This is a genomic window from Prochlorococcus marinus str. MIT 9201, assembly GCF_000759955.1.
In the GTDB taxonomy this organism is placed as follows: domain Bacteria; phylum Cyanobacteriota; class Cyanobacteriia; order PCC-6307; family Cyanobiaceae; genus Prochlorococcus_A; species Prochlorococcus_A marinus_G.
On sequence record NZ_JNAL01000017.1, the window covers coordinates 111,101 to 126,665 of the forward strand.

18 protein-coding genes and 1 pseudogene are annotated in these 15,565 nt (G+C 33.1%); 15 read left to right on the forward strand and 4 right to left on the reverse strand.

Annotation, left to right across the window (positions count from 1 at the left end):
• Positions 1–48 precede the first annotated feature (48 nt).
• Positions 49–1,050, forward strand: coding sequence for an RpoD/SigA family RNA polymerase sigma factor (locus tag EU95_RS01685; RefSeq protein WP_032522745.1), 1,002 nt, complete (start codon positions 49–51; stop codon positions 1,048–1,050).
• On the opposite strand, the gene EU95_RS01680 is transcribed toward EU95_RS01685, so the two are convergent.
• Positions 1,035–1,949 (reverse strand): alpha/beta fold hydrolase, encoded by a 915-nt coding sequence (locus EU95_RS01680; RefSeq protein WP_032522746.1) that lies wholly within the window; start codon positions 1,947–1,949, stop codon positions 1,035–1,037. The genes EU95_RS01685 and EU95_RS01680 overlap by 16 nt on opposite strands.
• 90 nt (positions 1,950–2,039) lie before the next feature.
• Here EU95_RS01680 and EU95_RS01675 point away from each other — a divergent pair, with 90 nt between their 5' ends.
• Positions 2,040–3,038 (forward strand): carbohydrate kinase family protein, encoded by a 999-nt coding sequence (locus tag EU95_RS01675; RefSeq protein ID WP_032522747.1) that lies wholly within the window; start codon positions 2,040–2,042, stop codon positions 3,036–3,038.
• Here the strand turns inward: EU95_RS01675 and tsaE are convergent.
• Positions 2,996–3,433, reverse strand: a complete 438-nt coding sequence (tsaE, locus tag EU95_RS01670) for a tRNA (adenosine(37)-N6)-threonylcarbamoyltransferase complex ATPase subunit type 1 TsaE (RefSeq protein ID WP_032522748.1) — start codon at positions 3,431–3,433, stop codon at positions 2,996–2,998. The two genes, EU95_RS01675 and tsaE, sit on opposite strands and share 43 nt — an antisense overlap.
• Positions 3,434–3,483: 50 nt before the next feature.
• On the opposite strand from tsaE, the gene ahcY reads away from it, so the two are divergent.
• Entirely contained in the window at positions 3,484–4,902 is a 1,419-nt protein-coding gene (gene ahcY / locus EU95_RS01665; protein ID WP_032522749.1) for an adenosylhomocysteinase, read from the forward strand.
• A gap of 2 nt (positions 4,903–4,904) precedes the next feature.
• On the forward strand, positions 4,905–5,564 hold the full coding sequence (locus tag EU95_RS01660; RefSeq protein WP_032522750.1) for a DedA family protein: 660 nt from the start codon (positions 4,905–4,907) through the stop codon (positions 5,562–5,564).
• Here EU95_RS01660 and EU95_RS01655 read toward each other — a convergent pair.
• Positions 5,561–5,932, reverse strand: coding sequence for a single-stranded DNA-binding protein (locus EU95_RS01655; RefSeq protein ID WP_032522751.1), 372 nt, complete (start codon positions 5,930–5,932; stop codon positions 5,561–5,563). The genes EU95_RS01660 and EU95_RS01655 overlap by 4 nt on opposite strands.
• Before the next feature lie 133 nt (positions 5,933–6,065).
• Here EU95_RS01655 and EU95_RS01650 point away from each other — a divergent pair, with 133 nt between their 5' ends.
• The 6 genes and pseudogenes from EU95_RS01650 (at position 6,066) to EU95_RS01625 (ending at position 11,186) form a co-directional block, all read left to right on the forward strand.
• Positions 6,066–7,118 carry a rod shape-determining protein gene (locus tag EU95_RS01650; protein WP_032522752.1) on the forward strand — a complete coding sequence of 351 codons (1,053 nt, stop codon included), beginning with the start codon at positions 6,066–6,068 and terminating at the stop codon, positions 7,116–7,118.
• A gap of 4 nt (positions 7,119–7,122) precedes the next feature.
• Positions 7,123–7,872: a rod shape-determining protein MreC gene (mreC, locus tag EU95_RS01645; RefSeq protein ID WP_032522753.1), complete on the forward strand. Its 750-nt coding sequence runs from the start codon at positions 7,123–7,125 to the stop codon at positions 7,870–7,872.
• Positions 7,872–8,411, forward strand: a complete 540-nt coding sequence (locus tag EU95_RS01640; RefSeq protein ID WP_032522770.1) for a hypothetical protein — start codon at positions 7,872–7,874, stop codon at positions 8,409–8,411. The genes mreC and EU95_RS01640 overlap by 1 nt, the downstream gene beginning before the upstream one ends.
• A 160-nt stretch (positions 8,412–8,571) precedes the next feature.
• The gene (gene rpaB, locus EU95_RS01635) at positions 8,572–9,318 is read left to right on the forward strand and encodes a response regulator transcription factor RpaB (RefSeq protein WP_032522754.1); all 747 of its coding nucleotides are present in this window, start codon (positions 8,572–8,574) and stop codon (positions 9,316–9,318) included.
• A gap of 50 nt (positions 9,319–9,368) precedes the next feature.
• Positions 9,369–10,917: pseudogene (gene lysS / locus EU95_RS01630) on the forward strand (lysine--tRNA ligase).
• 20 nt (positions 10,918–10,937) lie between these two features.
• Positions 10,938–11,186: a hypothetical protein gene (locus EU95_RS01625; RefSeq protein ID WP_032522756.1), complete on the forward strand. Its 249-nt coding sequence runs from the start codon at positions 10,938–10,940 to the stop codon at positions 11,184–11,186.
• 24 nt (positions 11,187–11,210) lie between these two features.
• Here EU95_RS01625 and smpB read toward each other — a convergent pair whose 3' ends face one another.
• The gene (gene smpB, locus EU95_RS01620; protein ID WP_032522757.1) at positions 11,211–11,705 is read right to left on the reverse strand and encodes an SsrA-binding protein SmpB; all 495 of its coding nucleotides are present in this window, start codon (positions 11,703–11,705) and stop codon (positions 11,211–11,213) included.
• Between the two features lie 52 nt (positions 11,706–11,757).
• Here smpB and ruvB point away from each other — a divergent pair, with 52 nt between their 5' ends.
• The 5 genes from ruvB to EU95_RS0109150 form a co-directional block, all read left to right on the forward strand.
• Positions 11,758–12,816: a Holliday junction branch migration DNA helicase RuvB gene (gene ruvB / locus EU95_RS01615; protein WP_032522758.1), complete on the forward strand. Its 1,059-nt coding sequence runs from the start codon at positions 11,758–11,760 to the stop codon at positions 12,814–12,816.
• Positions 12,803–13,603 (forward strand): tetratricopeptide repeat protein, encoded by an 801-nt coding sequence (locus EU95_RS01610; RefSeq protein ID WP_032522771.1) that lies wholly within the window; start codon positions 12,803–12,805, stop codon positions 13,601–13,603. The genes ruvB and EU95_RS01610 overlap by 14 nt, the downstream gene beginning before the upstream one ends.
• Positions 13,596–14,780 (forward strand): amidohydrolase, encoded by a 1,185-nt coding sequence (locus EU95_RS01605; RefSeq protein WP_032522759.1) that lies wholly within the window; start codon positions 13,596–13,598, stop codon positions 14,778–14,780. The genes EU95_RS01610 and EU95_RS01605 overlap by 8 nt, the downstream gene beginning before the upstream one ends.
• Positions 14,777–14,989, forward strand: a complete 213-nt coding sequence (locus EU95_RS01600; protein WP_032522760.1) for a hypothetical protein — start codon at positions 14,777–14,779, stop codon at positions 14,987–14,989. Before EU95_RS01605 ends, EU95_RS01600 begins: the two co-directional genes overlap by 4 nt.
• Before the next feature lie 197 nt (positions 14,990–15,186).
• Positions 15,187–15,565 (forward strand): phosphomethylpyrimidine synthase ThiC (locus EU95_RS0109150; protein ID WP_032522761.1); only part of this gene is annotated, 379 nt, incomplete at its 3' end.

Consider the following 15,565-nt stretch of genomic DNA (forward strand, 5'->3'; position numbering starts at 1 on the left):
ACTTTACATTTCTTAATGGTATTGTTTACAAAACAACATTCAACTTTCATGTCTACTGAAGCATTAAGTGAGAATAAATTAGCGACAATATCAAGTTTAAAGGCCAGCAACGATGTTGATCTTGTCAGATCTTATTTAAGGGACATAGGTAGAGTTCCTTTATTATCTCATGAACAAGAAATTACTCTTGGTAGGCAGGTACAAGAATATATGCAAGTCGAAAGAGCAGAATTAGAAATTATTGAATTAACAGGAGATAAGCCCAGTATTGAGGAATTAGCAAAAAAAGTAAATCTGTCTACCTCTACAGTAAAAAAAAGATTAAGAGCTGGACAGAGAGCTAAAGAAAGAATGGTTGCAGCTAATTTAAGGTTAGTTGTTAGCGTCGCAAAAAAATATACTAAAAGAAATATGGAACTATTAGATTTAATTCAAGAAGGAACGATAGGACTTGTTAGAGGAGTAGAAAAATTTGACCCAGCTAGAGGTTATAAGTTTTCAACTTATGCATATTGGTGGATTAGACAAGGTATTACTAGAGCCATTGCTGAGAAAAGTAGGGCAATAAGGCTACCAATACACATTACAGAAATGTTGAATAAGTTAAAAAAAGGGCAAAGAGAGTTGAGTCAAGAAATGTCTAGGACTCCAACAATTAGCGAACTTGCTAAATATGTAGAGCTTCCTGAAGAAGATGTAAAAGATTTGATGTGCAAAGCTGGGCAGCCAGTTAGTCTTGAAACAAAAGTTGGTGACGGTGAAGATACTGTTCTATTAGACTTATTAGCAGGCGGTGAGGATTTGCCAGATGAACAAATAGAGATGGATTGTATGAGAGGCGATCTTCATTCTCTGTTGCATCAATTACCAGATTTGCAATGTAGAGTATTGAGAATGAGATACGGAATGGATGGTGATGAGCCAATGTCTCTTACAGGCATAGGAAGAGTTTTAGGTATCAGTAGAGATCGAGTGAGAAACCTTGAAAGAGATGGATTAAGAGGTTTAAGGAGACTCAGTGACAATGTAGAAGCCTATTTTGTTTCATGAAGAAATTCACATATTAACTTATTTGTTTCTTCTGGTTCTTCATCATGAGGACAATGTCCAGCACCTTTTATAATGTCTAATCTTTTGATATTACTGAATTTTTTTTCCCAATCCTGTGCTTCACTTAAAGATTCCCAAGGATCTTTTTCACCCCATATTAATTGGATTGGAGCATTAATTCTATCGAAAAGGTCTGTAGCAAGATAGTCATCAAATAAGTTAATAAAGCCACGAAATGCTTCTTTCGAGTTTGTCCTTTTAGACGGTTGATAAAGTATTTCAATTAATTCTTTATCGATATTTTTTCCCGAGGGGTAAGCTTGTGTAAGAATTTTTTTTATAACTTTTGGATTTGCAGCTCTTGTAAAAAGTGTATTGCTAATAATTCTTTGCCTTACCAACGTTTTTAAAACCGGCCTCAGTAAATTCATCAAAATATCACTTTTTTTTAAACGTTTGTCATCCATAGTTCTTTGAGCACAATCAATCAAAATGATGCCCTTACAATTTTCTTTAAGAATCTCAGCGGCTTTAAGCGCAATAACTCCACCAATTGAATTCCCTATCAAGTAAACGGGAGATTTTATTACTTCCGAACAAAATGTTGATATTTGATGACTCCACAAGTCAAATGAATATTTAATTGAATTTTCTTTGTGAGGTTCATAATTTAATAAAGCGCAAGGCTGACTGCTTTCTCCGAATCCTAGTAAGTCAATTGAGTAACAATTAAAAACTTTGCCAAGAAAGTCTTGATTATGTCTCCAATGTTGTTTTGATGCTCCAAATCCATGTATTAATAAAATATTTATATTATTTTTGAAAGTAGAGTTTTTTGACAAAGACCAAGAAATTTCCCAATTTTTCCATTTCCAAGTTTCAGATTTATTTAAAGACACTATGAATATGTGGTTAATTAAACTTTAATTCAAAAAAAAAATATTCGTTTTTTTATAAATTATTCTTAGTTAAGAAAAAGGGTTCACTTTATGAAAAAGAATAAGGTCATATGTGTTGGAGAGGCTTTAATAGATAGAATTAGAAATAAGTCAAATCAAGGATTTACAAATTTTTTTGGTGGTGCCCCTGCTAATGTAGCTTGTGCATTAAGAAAATTAAAAATAGATTCTACATTTATTGGACGTTTGGGAAGTGATGATTTTGGAAAAAAATTTATCATGCTACTTAATGAATTGGATGTTAATCTAGATTTTTTGCAATTAGATAATGATCTGTCTACTCGTGTAGTTAATGTAGATAGAGATCAATTTGGAGATCGTTTTTTTTCAGGCTTTGAAAAAACTTCTCAATCATGCTTTGCAGACGAAGTTCTTAGTAAGAAATTAATCGAAAAAGACATTTTAAAATTGGAGAAATCTTTCCTAGAAACAAAATATTTGGTTACCGGAACGATCTTATTATCATCTCCAATATCAACAGAGACAATCTTTTTTCTCCTTGAACGGGCTAAAAAATTTGAAGTAAAAATAGTTATTGATTTGAATTGGAGAGAAGTCTTTTGGGATCATTCAAGTTTTTCATCAGGAATTAGTAAATCTGCAAGAGTTAATTTAATTAAGAAATTTTTAAATCATGCAAATGTTTTAAAACTTGCCAAGGAGGAAGCAACTTTGTTTTTTGATAATGAAAATCCCTCGCTAATATCTCAACAAATATCTAATAGCCCAGATGTAATAATAACTAATGGAAAAGATCCCATTGCATGGTATATCAATGGATTGCAGGGAATAAGCGAAACTCCTACTTCACAAAAAATTGTCGATACAACTGGCGCAGGCGATGCTTTTCTTGCGGGCTTAATTTCAAAATTAATTTCTTCCGGCTATCCTTCAAATGAACTAGAGATAGAAGATTGCATCAAGTTTGCAGGTGTTTGTGGATTATTAACTTGTCTTGGTGAAGGCGCCATCGAGCAACAGCCATATTATGAGACAGTCAACAAATTTTTAGGATCTCTTATTTCATAGTGTCTTCCATAATTTTTTGCATAACTAATTTCTATTTTCCAGAAATTTTCAATAACTGGTTCTATTAATTCCGGCCATTCAATAACTAAAATAGCTTGGCTTTGCACGGCCTCTTCTTCTTCTGAAAAAAAAACTTCTTTTGCAGAAGAAACATCTTTTAACCTGTATAAATCAAGGTGAATTAGCGGAATTTTTCCAGAGTTATAGTGATGCGATAAGGCAAATGTAGGGCTTGTAATGTCCTCAGAGATAGAAAGCCCTTTGGCAATGCCTTGCACGAATGAAGTTTTCCCGGCCCCAATTGGACCCTTTAATAAAACAATTGATTGGGGATTTAATTTGTGTGAGAGTTTTTTTCCTAAATTTAAAGTCTCTTCTAAATTCTCAACAAACACAAAATTACACAAAAATCATTTATAGTTTAATAGAAAAAGAATTCCTAAATATGGTTATCGCAAATTCAGTTAAAACTTCCATACCAAATTACGTAATTGCTGATATTACCTTATCAGATTTTGGCCGTAAAGAAATTAAAATTGCCGAAACAGAAATGCCAGGATTAATGGCACTTAGAGATAAATATCAATCTGAAAAGCCACTTAAAGGTGCAAAAATCGCTGGAAGTCTTCATATGACTATTCAGACAGCAGTGCTAATAGAAACTCTTGTTGATCTTGGTGCAGAAGTGAAATGGGCTTCATGCAATATTTTTTCAACTCAAGATCATGCAGCTGCGGCTATCGCAAATCAGGGAATTTCTGTATACGCAAAAAAAGGTGAGAGCCTTGATGAATACTGGCAGTATACCCACTACATCCTTGATTGGGGTTCAGACTCTCCCAACATGATTCTTGATGACGGGGGAGATGCAACTGGCTTATTGATACTTGGTAGTAAAGCAGAAAAAGATTTATCTGTTTTAGATAATCCTGGTAATGAAGAAGAAATTGCTTTATTCAATTCTATTAAGTCTAAATTGGTAAATGATAGTGACTTCTACTCCAGAATAAAGAGTAATATCATTGGTGTCACTGAAGAAACTACAACCGGAGTTGCAAGACTTTATCAACTCCAAAAGCAAAATGCTTTACCTTTCCCTGCTATTAACGTTAATGATTCAGTAACTAAGAGCAAATTTGATAATTTATATGGCTGCCGAGAATCTCTAGTTGACAGTATAAAGCGTGCAACTGATGTGATGATTGCTGGGAAGGTTGCTTTAGTAATGGGTTTTGGAGATGTAGGAAAAGGTTCGGCCCAATCTCTAAGGGGACTTGGTGCGATCGTAAAAGTTGCTGAGGTTGATCCAATTTGTGCACTTCAAGCGGCAATGGAAGGTTATAGCGTGGTAACTCTGGATGATGTTGTCGAAGATATAGATATATTTGTTACTGCCACTGGTAACTACCAGGTAATAACCCATGAAAATCTTCTCAAGATGAAGGATGAGGCCATAGTTTGCAATATTGGACATTTTGATAATGAAATTGATGTAGCTTCGTTGAAAAATTATCAATGGGAAAATATTAAGCCTCAGGTTGATCACATCACTTTACCGAGTGGAAATAAAATTATTCTTTTAGCTGAAGGTAGATTAGTCAACTTAGGCTGCGCTACTGGACATCCAAGTTTTGTTATGAGTAATTCTTTTACTAATCAAGTATTAGCTCAAATTGAACTTTTTAATAAGTCAGAAGAATATTCTAAGGAGGTTTATGTCTTACCAAAACATTTAGATGAAATGGTAGCTAGATTACATTTAGATAAAATTGGTGCAAAATTAACGAAATTAACTAAAGAACAAGCAGATTATATTAATGTTTCTGTTGAGGGACCTTATAAACCAGATCTATATAGATATTAAGTTTGAATATAGCTTTAATAAATTTTCTGACTTCAATTCCTGACTATATAAGTTTGGCTGTGGAGAAGAATACAACAATTGCATACCTCACTATTTGTTTGGCTATGTTTTTAGAAAATATAATTCCCCCAATCCCATCAGAAATAATAATGCCCTTGGGAGGGTTTTTTGTATATCAACAAAAATTAAATTTCTATATTTTAGTATTCTGGGGTTTACTTGGAACGATTCTTGGATCTTTACCTTGGTATTATTTTGGAAGATTAGTGAATGAAAAAAGACTTACAATTTTTTTAGAAAAAAAAGGAAAATATTTAGGAATTTCGCCTAATGATTTAATTAAAAGTAAAAGGTGGTTTGAAAGATATGGGGTTCCTTTAGTTTTTTGGGGAAGATTAGTGCCAGGTATAAGAACTTTAATCTCAGTTCCTGCTGGCATAGAGCTTATGCCACTAAGAAAATTTTTGATTTGGACCACTTTTGGCAGTTTTATATGGGTAGCATTTTTAACATATGCTGGCTACTTATTTGGTGAAAATTATCCAATCATTGAAACTTATTTAGATCAGATCGAATATGTTATAAAGCCAATTTTAGTTCTAATTTTCTCGTATTTTCTAATAAAACTACTTATTAGATTCATTAAAAAAAATAGGGCTTAGAAAGGGATGTCAGATGGGTTATTATTATTTGAATATTGGTTAACTTCAGACTCTTTACGTGAGCTTAGTAAATTTAGTCTATCTACTCTAACAACTGGTTTGAATCTATCTTCGCCAGTATTTTTATCTTTCCAACTATCTATTTTAAAGCTTCCTGTAATTCCAATTAAAGACCCTTTTTTTACATAATCTGCCGCTATTTGGGCTTGTTTGCCCCATATCTCTAAGTTAAACCAGTCTGGCTCTTCATCTCTGCTTCTTCTGTTAACTGCAAGAGTAAAATTTGCTACGATACTACCTGATTCAAAATATCTGACATCTGGCTCTCTACCAGCTCTGCCAACTAGGTTGATAGTGTTAATTTCCATAAATAATTTTTTTTTATACTACTCATATTTTCAGTTTTTGCTCAAAGTTTTGCGTGCTATTCATAACTAAGTGAGATAATTATGAGAGCTAAACAAAAAATAGAGATATTATTTAAAAAAAGATTTATTTAACGTGATTTTTAACAGATTTAAATTTTCTAGAGACATTGGCATAGATTTGGGAACTGCCAATACTCTTATTCATGTATCAGGGAAGGGAGTTGTTTTACAAGAGCCTTCTGTGGTAGCTATGGATTTAGAAGAAGGGGTGCCATTAGCAGTTGGTAAAGAAGCAAAGTTAATGCTTGGAAGGACTCCTGGAAATATAAGAGCTGTAAGACCTTTAAGAGATGGGGTTATTGCAGATTTTGATGCGGCAGAGCAAATGATAAAAACATTTATTCAAAAATGTAACGAAGGGAAAGGTTTATTAGCTCCCAGAATAGTTATTGGTATACCAAGCGGCGTTACTAGTGTTGAGCGAAGAGCAGTGAGAGAAGCTGGATTAGCCGGAGCTAGAGAAGTTCACTTAATTGACGAACCTGTGGCAGCGGCAATAGGAGCATCATTACCAGTAACTGAGCCAATTGGAACAATGATTGTTGATATTGGTGGAGGTACTACCGAGGTTGCAGTTTTAAGTCTTGGCGGGACTGTATTAAGTGAGTCCGTTCGAATAGCTGGTGATGAGATCAATGAGTCAATTGCTCTCTATCTTAAAAAAGTTCATAATTTAGTTGTTGGTGAGAGAACTTCAGAAGATATTAAGATCAAAATTGGATCTGCATTTCCAGATGATGATTTTGATAAAACTTCCCTAGAAGTCAGAGGTTTACATCTTTTGTCTGGCCTGCCCAGGTCAGTTACTTTGACATCTGGAGAAATTAGAGAAGCAATGGCTGATCCTTTAAGCAAAATAGTAGAAGCTGTAAAAAGAACCTTAGAACGAACCCCCCCTGAACTTGCTGCAGATATTGTTGATAGGGGAATTATGCTCGCAGGAGGTGGGGCTTTAGTAAGAGGCATTAATGATTTGGTAAGCGATGAAACGGGAATTTTTACTCACATAGCTGAAAACCCCCTGCTATGCGTAGTTAATGGTTGTGGAGAGGTCTTGGATGACTTTAAAAAACTTAAAAGAGTTGTTGATACTCCAGATTTTATAAGGAATGCGATAAGAGATTAAAAATATGTTTGATATCCGGCGAATTTCTACTAGTCGTTGGTGGCATAAAAAGAAAAACTGGATATTGTTCGTAGTCTTTTTATTTTTGGTTTTTGTAAGAATATCAAAAGGTTCTCTTTATAAGGATCTTTATTATTTTATTTCAAAGCCTTTTTGGCCTGGTCAATTTCAAAAAGAAGTTATTCGTAAGAGTTTAGATCAAGAATCTCTTGTAAAAATAAAGCTTCTAGAAAAGGATAATAGAAGATTGAGGGAGATTTTATATCTTAGAGAATCAACTAATGGTGAAAAAATTTCAGCTGCAGTAATTTCTAGAAAAACAGGTAGTTGGTGGAGACAAATAATATTAAATAAAGGTTCAAAAGATGGTGTTGAAATTGGTAGCAGTGTGATTGGTCCGGGTGGCTTATTAGGACGAGTAAACAGTACTTCTTTATTTACTTCTTCAGTAACATTATTAACTTCTCCAGAAAGTAAAGTAGGCGTATTGGTAGATAGAATTCAAATTCATGGACTATTAGTTGGTTCTGGAGATGATTATCCTAACTTAATACTATATTCAGAAGATGCCGATATAAAAGTTGGAGATTTCGTTTCATCTTCTCCTGCCAGTACTCTATTGCCTCCAAATATCCCGATTGGTATTGTCCAATCGGTAGGTAAGCCATTCAAGGCAAAGAAAACTGCAAAAATATTACTTTTGGCAAAACCCCACGTAATAGATTGGGTTCAGATTCTGAAAGAAAAAATTTAATGAATAAATTTTTTATGAAAAATTTATCCATAATTTGCTTTATTTTTATCCCAATTATTTTTTTATGGCATCCAAATTGGCTCGGTTTTTTAGGTATTCAGCCATATTGGCCTTTATTTTGGTTATTGCCATGGTCAATGCTTCATGGTTCAAATAATGGGCTAATATTTGGTTTGTTTTTAGGTATTATTTTAGACTCTTTAACCTTGGATAGTAATTTTACTCAAATACCAGGTTTAGTTTTGTGTGGAGTTTGGTTTGGGAGATTTAAGACACATAGTAATATTTTGGTGGGACATTTTAGGTATGGTTTAATTTGTTCTTTTGGAAGTTTTATATGTGGGAGTTTGTATTTTTTGCAAATTTTGTTTAAACACTTTCCAGATAGTACTTTTTTAATTGTTATGCCCAGCTTTCAAAATATAATTGCTGAAGTTTTTCTTACAGGATTTTTTGCTCCCTTAATTTGCTCACAGATATTTAGATTGTTTAGATTTTCGAGGGAGAAATCTTTAATAAAAATTTTTTCAAAGAAGTAAATGGGTGTTAAAAAAAAAGGGTATCTTTAAATTCTTTAAAAATTTTGTATATCTGTGGAATATCTATTTGAGGGTTCATAATGTTATATTTTTAATTGTTAGAATAAATGTTCAATGCAATGAATTTTTGCTTTGAAATATCTGAAAATCTTTTTTAACTATGTCAAAAGCAAGAATTTTAGTTGTTGATGATGAACCAGCGGTTTTGAAGGTATTAGTTACGAGACTTCAATTAGCAGGATATCAAGTTTTTTCAGCCACAAACGGTGAAGAAGCTCTTGAATCTTTTCATAGAGATTCTCCAGACTTAATTGTTCTTGATGTTATGCTCCCAAAAATGGATGGATTTGCAGTCTGTCGAAGAATCAGGGCAGAATCAGTAGTGCCAATAATATTTTTAACTGCATTAGAGGCTATATCAGAGAGAGTTGCAGGTTTGGATTTGGGTGCTGATGATTACTTATCAAAACCATTTAGTCCAAAAGAATTAGAAGCTAGGATAGCCACTATTTTGAGAAGAATGGGTCCTAATATATCAGTGCAAGAAACGAAAGAGATTCCTTCTGGTAAAGGTGTTATGAAATTTGGAACTTTAGTTGTAGATACAAATAGAAGACAAGTTACTAGAGCTGGGGAAAGAATTAGTCTAACTTATACTGAATTTAGCCTTTTAGAATTATTATTTGACGAGCCTGGCAAAGTTGTACCGCGAGCTGAAATACTTGAACAGTTATGGGGTTATCCTCCTAGGAGAGCCGCAGATTTAAGAGTTGTTGATGTTTATGTGGCGAGACTAAGAGGTAAATTAGAACCTGACCCAAGAAATCCAGAGTTAATACTAACAGTTCGTGGTATAGGTTATGCTTCTCAACGAGTTGGAGAAACTGCAACATCTTTGGCAAGTTGAGCCTTGGTCTGATACTTTAATTAAATAAAACAAAAATATTAACGTAAATTTTGTCTGAAATCAGAGAAGCTCGCTTACAAAAAGCTAAGTCACTAGTTAGAAAAGGATTTGCTTCTTACGCAGAGAGTTTTAGAATTTCTCATAATACTCAATTTCTTATCCAAAAATTTGATTATCTAGAAAATGGTCAGGAAGAAGACTTTAGTGTTTCTATTGCGGGTAGAGTGTTGGCAAAAAGAATAATGGGTAAAATCGCTTTTTTCACAATATGCGATCAAGAAGGTCAGATTCAGCTTTATTTAGATAAAAAGATTATTAATTTTAATCTAGAAAATCAAAAATCCCTTTCTTTTGAAGATATTAAAGAAATAGTAGATATCGGTGATTGGATAGGCGTCTGTGGAACTATGAAAAAAACCAATAAAGGCGAGCTTTCAATTAAAGTAGAAAAATGGGAAATGTTATCCAAATCATTACAGCCTTTACCGGATAAGTGGCATGGACTAACTGATATTGAAAAAAGATATAGACAACGTTATCTAGATTTAATAGTTAATCCTCAAACTAAAAATGTATTTAAAACCAGAGCAAAATGTATAAGTTTTATAAGAAAATGGCTAGATGATAGAAATTTTTTAGAAATAGAAACTCCAATTCTGCAATCTGAAGCTGGTGGTGCTGAAGCGAGGCCATTTATTACTCATCACAATACATTAGATATTCCGCTGTATCTAAGAATAGCCACTGAATTGCATTTAAAAAGAATGGTTGTAGGAGGATTTGAGAAAGTTTATGAATTAGGAAGAATCTTTCGCAATGAGGGGATAAGTACAAGGCATAATCCAGAATTCACCTCAGTTGAAATTTATCAAGCTTTTTCTAACTATGTCGATATGATGGATTTAACAGAACAATTGATTAGAGATATCGTTGTTAATACATGTGGGTCTTCAACTATAAGTTATCAAAATAGAGAAATTGATTTTTCTAAGCCTTGGTCAAGGATTTCGATGAAACATATTGTCAAAAAATATACAGGGATTGATTTTGATTCTTTCAGTGGAGACTTTCAATCAGCAAAACTAGCTGTCAAAAGTATAAATGTTGAACTATCTAATAAAGTCAATACTATGGGAAGACTTTTAAATGAGGTTTTCGAGCAAAAAGTAGAGTCAGAGCTAATAGAACCTACTTTTGTTATTGATTATCCTGTTGAAATCTCTCCATTAGCTAGACCTCATCTTGATAATAAAGAAATGGTTCAGCGATTTGAATTATTCATTGTTGGTCGAGAGTTAGCAAATGCGTTTAGTGAGTTGATAGATCCAGTAGATCAAAGAGAGAGAATGCAATTACAGCAATCTCTTAGAGATGAAGGTGATCTAGAAGCTCACTGCATAGATGAAGATTTCTTGAATGCTTTGGAGGTTGGTATGCCTCCTACGGGAGGATTAGGAATTGGTATCGATAGACTTATTATGTTAATTACCAATAGTGCATCAATTAGAGATGTAATCCCTTTCCCATTGTTAAAACCAGAAAAAACTTCCAATAAAAACTGAAAAATTACCCTTGCATGAAGTAAAATATATTAATTAATCCAATACGAAATTTTTTAAATGAGTGGTGAACGTGTTGGTTTCCGTTTCAAACACGCGGATGCAGTAGTAAAAAGAAATCCTCAAGGCCGATCAAGAAGAGGATGGGTTATGGAACCAGTAGAGCAAACTACAAGTAGAGGTACAAAAATGCCTGCATACAAAATTCGGTGGCGAGATAGCGAGAGACCTGAAACTGTTTTACAGCATATGTTAATTGCAGATCCAGATCCTACCCCACCTCCAAGTTCAGTAAGTTTAGATTCATAGTTTCAGTAATTCTGCATTATATTTTTATCTTTTTAGGGCAGAGTTTATTTCTTTTTTGATGCTTTTTTGTTTTTCATCTTGGCGTTTGTCATGTAATTTTTTTCCTTTGCCAATGCCTATACTTAGTTTAATCCATGGTCCCTTTAAATAAAGAGATAATGGAATAATAGTCATTCCTTTTTTTTCAGAATTGGATTTCAGTTTTATTATTTCTTTTTTATGAAGTAGTAACTTTCTATTCCTTAATGGATCATGATTAAAATAAGAACCTACATTTTTGTGTGGTGAAATGTGAACATTTAATAATAAGATCTCACCATCTCTGAATGAACAGTACCCATCTCTTAAATTTGCTTTTCCGTTTCTAATAGATTTTACTTCAGTACCTAAAAGTTCAATTCCAGCTTCGATTGTTTCAGATATTGCATATTGAAATTTTGCATATCTATTTTCAGCGAGACGTTTAAAATTATTTTCTTTATTTGTATTTTTTTTTACTTTGCTTGAATTTTTTGCCATTTTCTTTGTAAAAAATCTTACTAGTCAGAACAATTGCAATTAACCTTTCATTATGGCAATAATTTCATCCAATGTAGGCGATAATGACTCTTCTTTTAGTAAAAAAGAGCTTAGATTAGTTGATTCAAAAATTATTCCAGAAGAACAAAGTAATAATAATTTGAACTTAGCTCGTCCTTTTACTTTAAAAGAATTTATAGGCCAAGAACAACTTAAGTCTTCTTTAAGAATAGCCATAGATGCTTCCATTTTTAGAAAAGAACCTTTAGAACATACTCTTTTATATGGACAGCCAGGTTTAGGAAAGACTACCCTTGCATTGTTGATAGCAAATGAAATGAATACAAAATGTAAGATAGCTAGTGCACCATCAATTGAAAGACCAAGAGATATTGTAGGGTTACTGCTTGGATTAAAAGAAGGTGAAGTTTTATTTATCGATGAAATACATCGCTTGAATAGGTTAACTGAAGAGTTGTTATATTCTGCTATGGAGGATTTTAGACTCGATTTAACTATGGGAGCTAATAGAACAACACGATGCAGAACTATTAATCTTCCTAGATTTACTTTGATTGGCGCGACAACTAAATTAGCCTCGATTAGCGTCCCTTTAAGAGATAGATTTGGTATATCTCAGAAAATTGATTTTTATAAATATGATGAATTAAAACAAATAATAGTTAATTTCTCCCGATTAATAAAATTAAATTTAGATGATGAAGCATCTTATTATTTAGCAAAAATATCTCGAGGGACTCCAAGAATTGCTTTAAGATTATTAAAACGAGTTAGAGATTATGCTCAAGTTGTTCAGAAAACTAATATGATCTCCGTAAATTTAATAAAAAAAGCTTTAAATTCTTTCCAAATTGATGGAAAAGGATTGGACTCTTTAGATAGAAAATATTTATCTTTTCTAAACCAAAACAATAATATGCCAACAGGTCTTGATTCAATCGCAGCAGGCTTGGGTGATGATTCTTCAATGTTAGAATTTGTAGTTGAGCCATATTTAATCAAAATTGGTTTCCTTACGAGAACTCCTCGAGGAAGATTGCTTACTGATTTAGGGAAAAAATACATTGATTCAAAAAATGATAACTTTTAAAAAAGTTAAGGTTTGTTTTATATTAATTTTTGTTTTTTTCAATATTTTTTATATCGCACCTTGCTATTCATTACCTTTGAGAGAGGATTTGTTTAAAAATGCATTAGATCTCAGTTCAGGCGGAAAATTTAACCTCGCTTTACAAGAATGGAATTACTATCTAGATTCTTATCCTGATGATGCTGCAGGTTTGAGCAATAGAGGAAATGTAAAACTTGTGATGGGAGATGTGGAGGGATCAATAGATGACCAAAATAAGGCAATAAGTTTAAATCCTAGTGAAATAGATCCCTATATTAATAGAGGGATAGCAGAGGAGGCATTGGGTCTATGGTCTCAAGCTAAAAAAGATTATATGTTCGTTATTTCACAAGATAGTGAAAATTTCTCTGCATTATATAATTTGGCTAATGTAGAAGGGTCCATATCACAATGGCAAAAAGCAAGAGATTTATTTTCGAAAGCTGCTTTGTATAATCCTGGATTTGCAATGGCTAGGTCAAGTATGGCGTTAGCAGATTTTCAGTTGGGGAATGTTGATGAATCTGAAAAAGAATTAAAAAAATTAATTAGACGTTATCCAACTTTTGCAGATGCTAGGGCTGCTTTAACAGCTTTGAATTGGTCAAGGGGTGAATTTGGGAAAGCAGAGAGTAATTGGATAGCAGTTACTGAATTAGATCCTAGGTATAGTGATGAAGAATGGTTAAAAAACATAAGAAGATGGCCACCGAATCCAATAAAAGATTTAATGAACTTTATCGATTTAAAAATAAGTAATGAATAGAGATCAGTGTTTAAAAAAAATTGATTCATTTAATGCTGAATTAATTAACTTAAGAAGACATATTCATGCACATCCGGAGTTAAGTGGACTTGAAAATCAAACTGCAATTTTGATAAGTGGTTTTTTAAAAAATATTGGTTGGAATGTTAGAGAATCTATAGGTAAAACTGGAGTTGTAGCTGATTTCGGGCCCTTAGATAAAGGGATTATAGGCTTGAGAGTAGATATGGATGCTTTGCCAATATTTGAGGAAACTAAATTAAGTTTTTCTTCAAAAGTAGATGGTGTTATGCATGCGTGTGGTCACGATTTGCATATATCGATTGGACTGGGTGTAGCAAAAATTGTTAAGGATTTAAAACTTAATATCGGGACTAGGATAATTTTTCAACCCGCTGAAGAAATTGCGAGTGGAGCTAGATGGATGATTAAGGATGGTGCAACAAATGGGTTAACCCATATTTTGGGAGTTCATGTATATCCCGATTTATCTGTTGGGACTATTGGTATTAAAGAGGGAAGCTTAACTGCGGCTGCTGGAGAACTTAAGGTAGAGATCAAAGGAAAATCGGGCCATGGCGCGCGACCTCATGAAGGAGTTGATGCTATATGGGCGGCTTCTAAAGTTATTTCGGGAATTCAAGAATCAATAACACGGAAGTTAGACCCTTTAGATCCTGTAGTGTTAACTTTTGGGAAAATAAATGGTGGTAATGCATTCAATGTTCTCGCAGAAAAGGTTAATTTAATTGGTACGGTTAGATGCACTAATTTTAAGGTATTTAAAAATATTGGTAATTGGCTCAATGAAAATATTACTTCTTTAGCCAATAGTTGCGGAGCAGAAGCAGAAGTAATATTTAGAGAAATTACTCCTGCAGTTAATAATAATTCTGAAATTAATAGAGTACTGAGAGATTCCGCAATTAAGGTTTTGGGTCGAGAATACGTTAAAGAATTACAAAAACCATCATTAGGTGCTGAAGATTTCGCTGAGTTTCTAAAAGAGATACCAGGAGCAATGTTTAGACTTGGTGTTTCTGGTTCTAAGGGATGTGCTCCACTACATAGTTCTAAATTTAATCCTGATGAAAGAGCTATTGCTGTTGGAATTAAAGTAATAGCAGAATCCATAGTAAAATTAAAAGATGAAATAATTAATAAAACGGATAAATGAAAATTAATAAAAGATTTATTTTGTCTTTTGTTGCTCCTTTCATGATCCTATTTTCCGCTATGGGTCTAACTTTGAGGGATAAAACTAGAAAAATGTTTTATTATCCTATTGGCTTAATGGGTATTTCAATGATTTTGGAGAGAGATGTAAGAAGAAGATTGAATAGGAAAAATATTTTTAAAAAGATAAAGTCCTATCAAAAAAATTAAATAAAAAATTTATTTATTTTTTCTCAACATCTGATGACTATTCTTTAGAAAATAGCTATTAATAAAATAATACTAGGGGTGCTAGGAAATTTAACTTAGCTGAGATCATACCCTTTGAACCTGAATCATTAATTATGAGGCAGGGAAGTGGAAATTTGATCGAACTTTAGTAATAACACTTTTAAAATTTATAAATTATGAGAAGTTCCTGGATCAAGCCTCGCCTTGGAAAAGAAAATGTTACTCAGATGAATTTTGCGAGAAACGGATATATCACTGAAGAAATGGATTTTGTTGCTAAAAAAGAAAATCTACCAGTTTCTTTAATAATGGAAGAAGTTGCGCGAGGAAGATTAATTATTCCAGCTAATATTAATCATTTGAATCTAGAGCCAATGTCCATTGGTATTGCCTCTAGATGTAAAGTTAATGCAAATATTGGTGCTTCTCCCAATGCAAGCGATATCAATGAAGAAGTAGAGAAGCTTAAGCTGGCTGTTAAATATGGGGCAGACACGGTTATGGATCTTTCTACTGGAGGAGTAAATTTAGATGAGGTTAGGCAAGCAATTATTC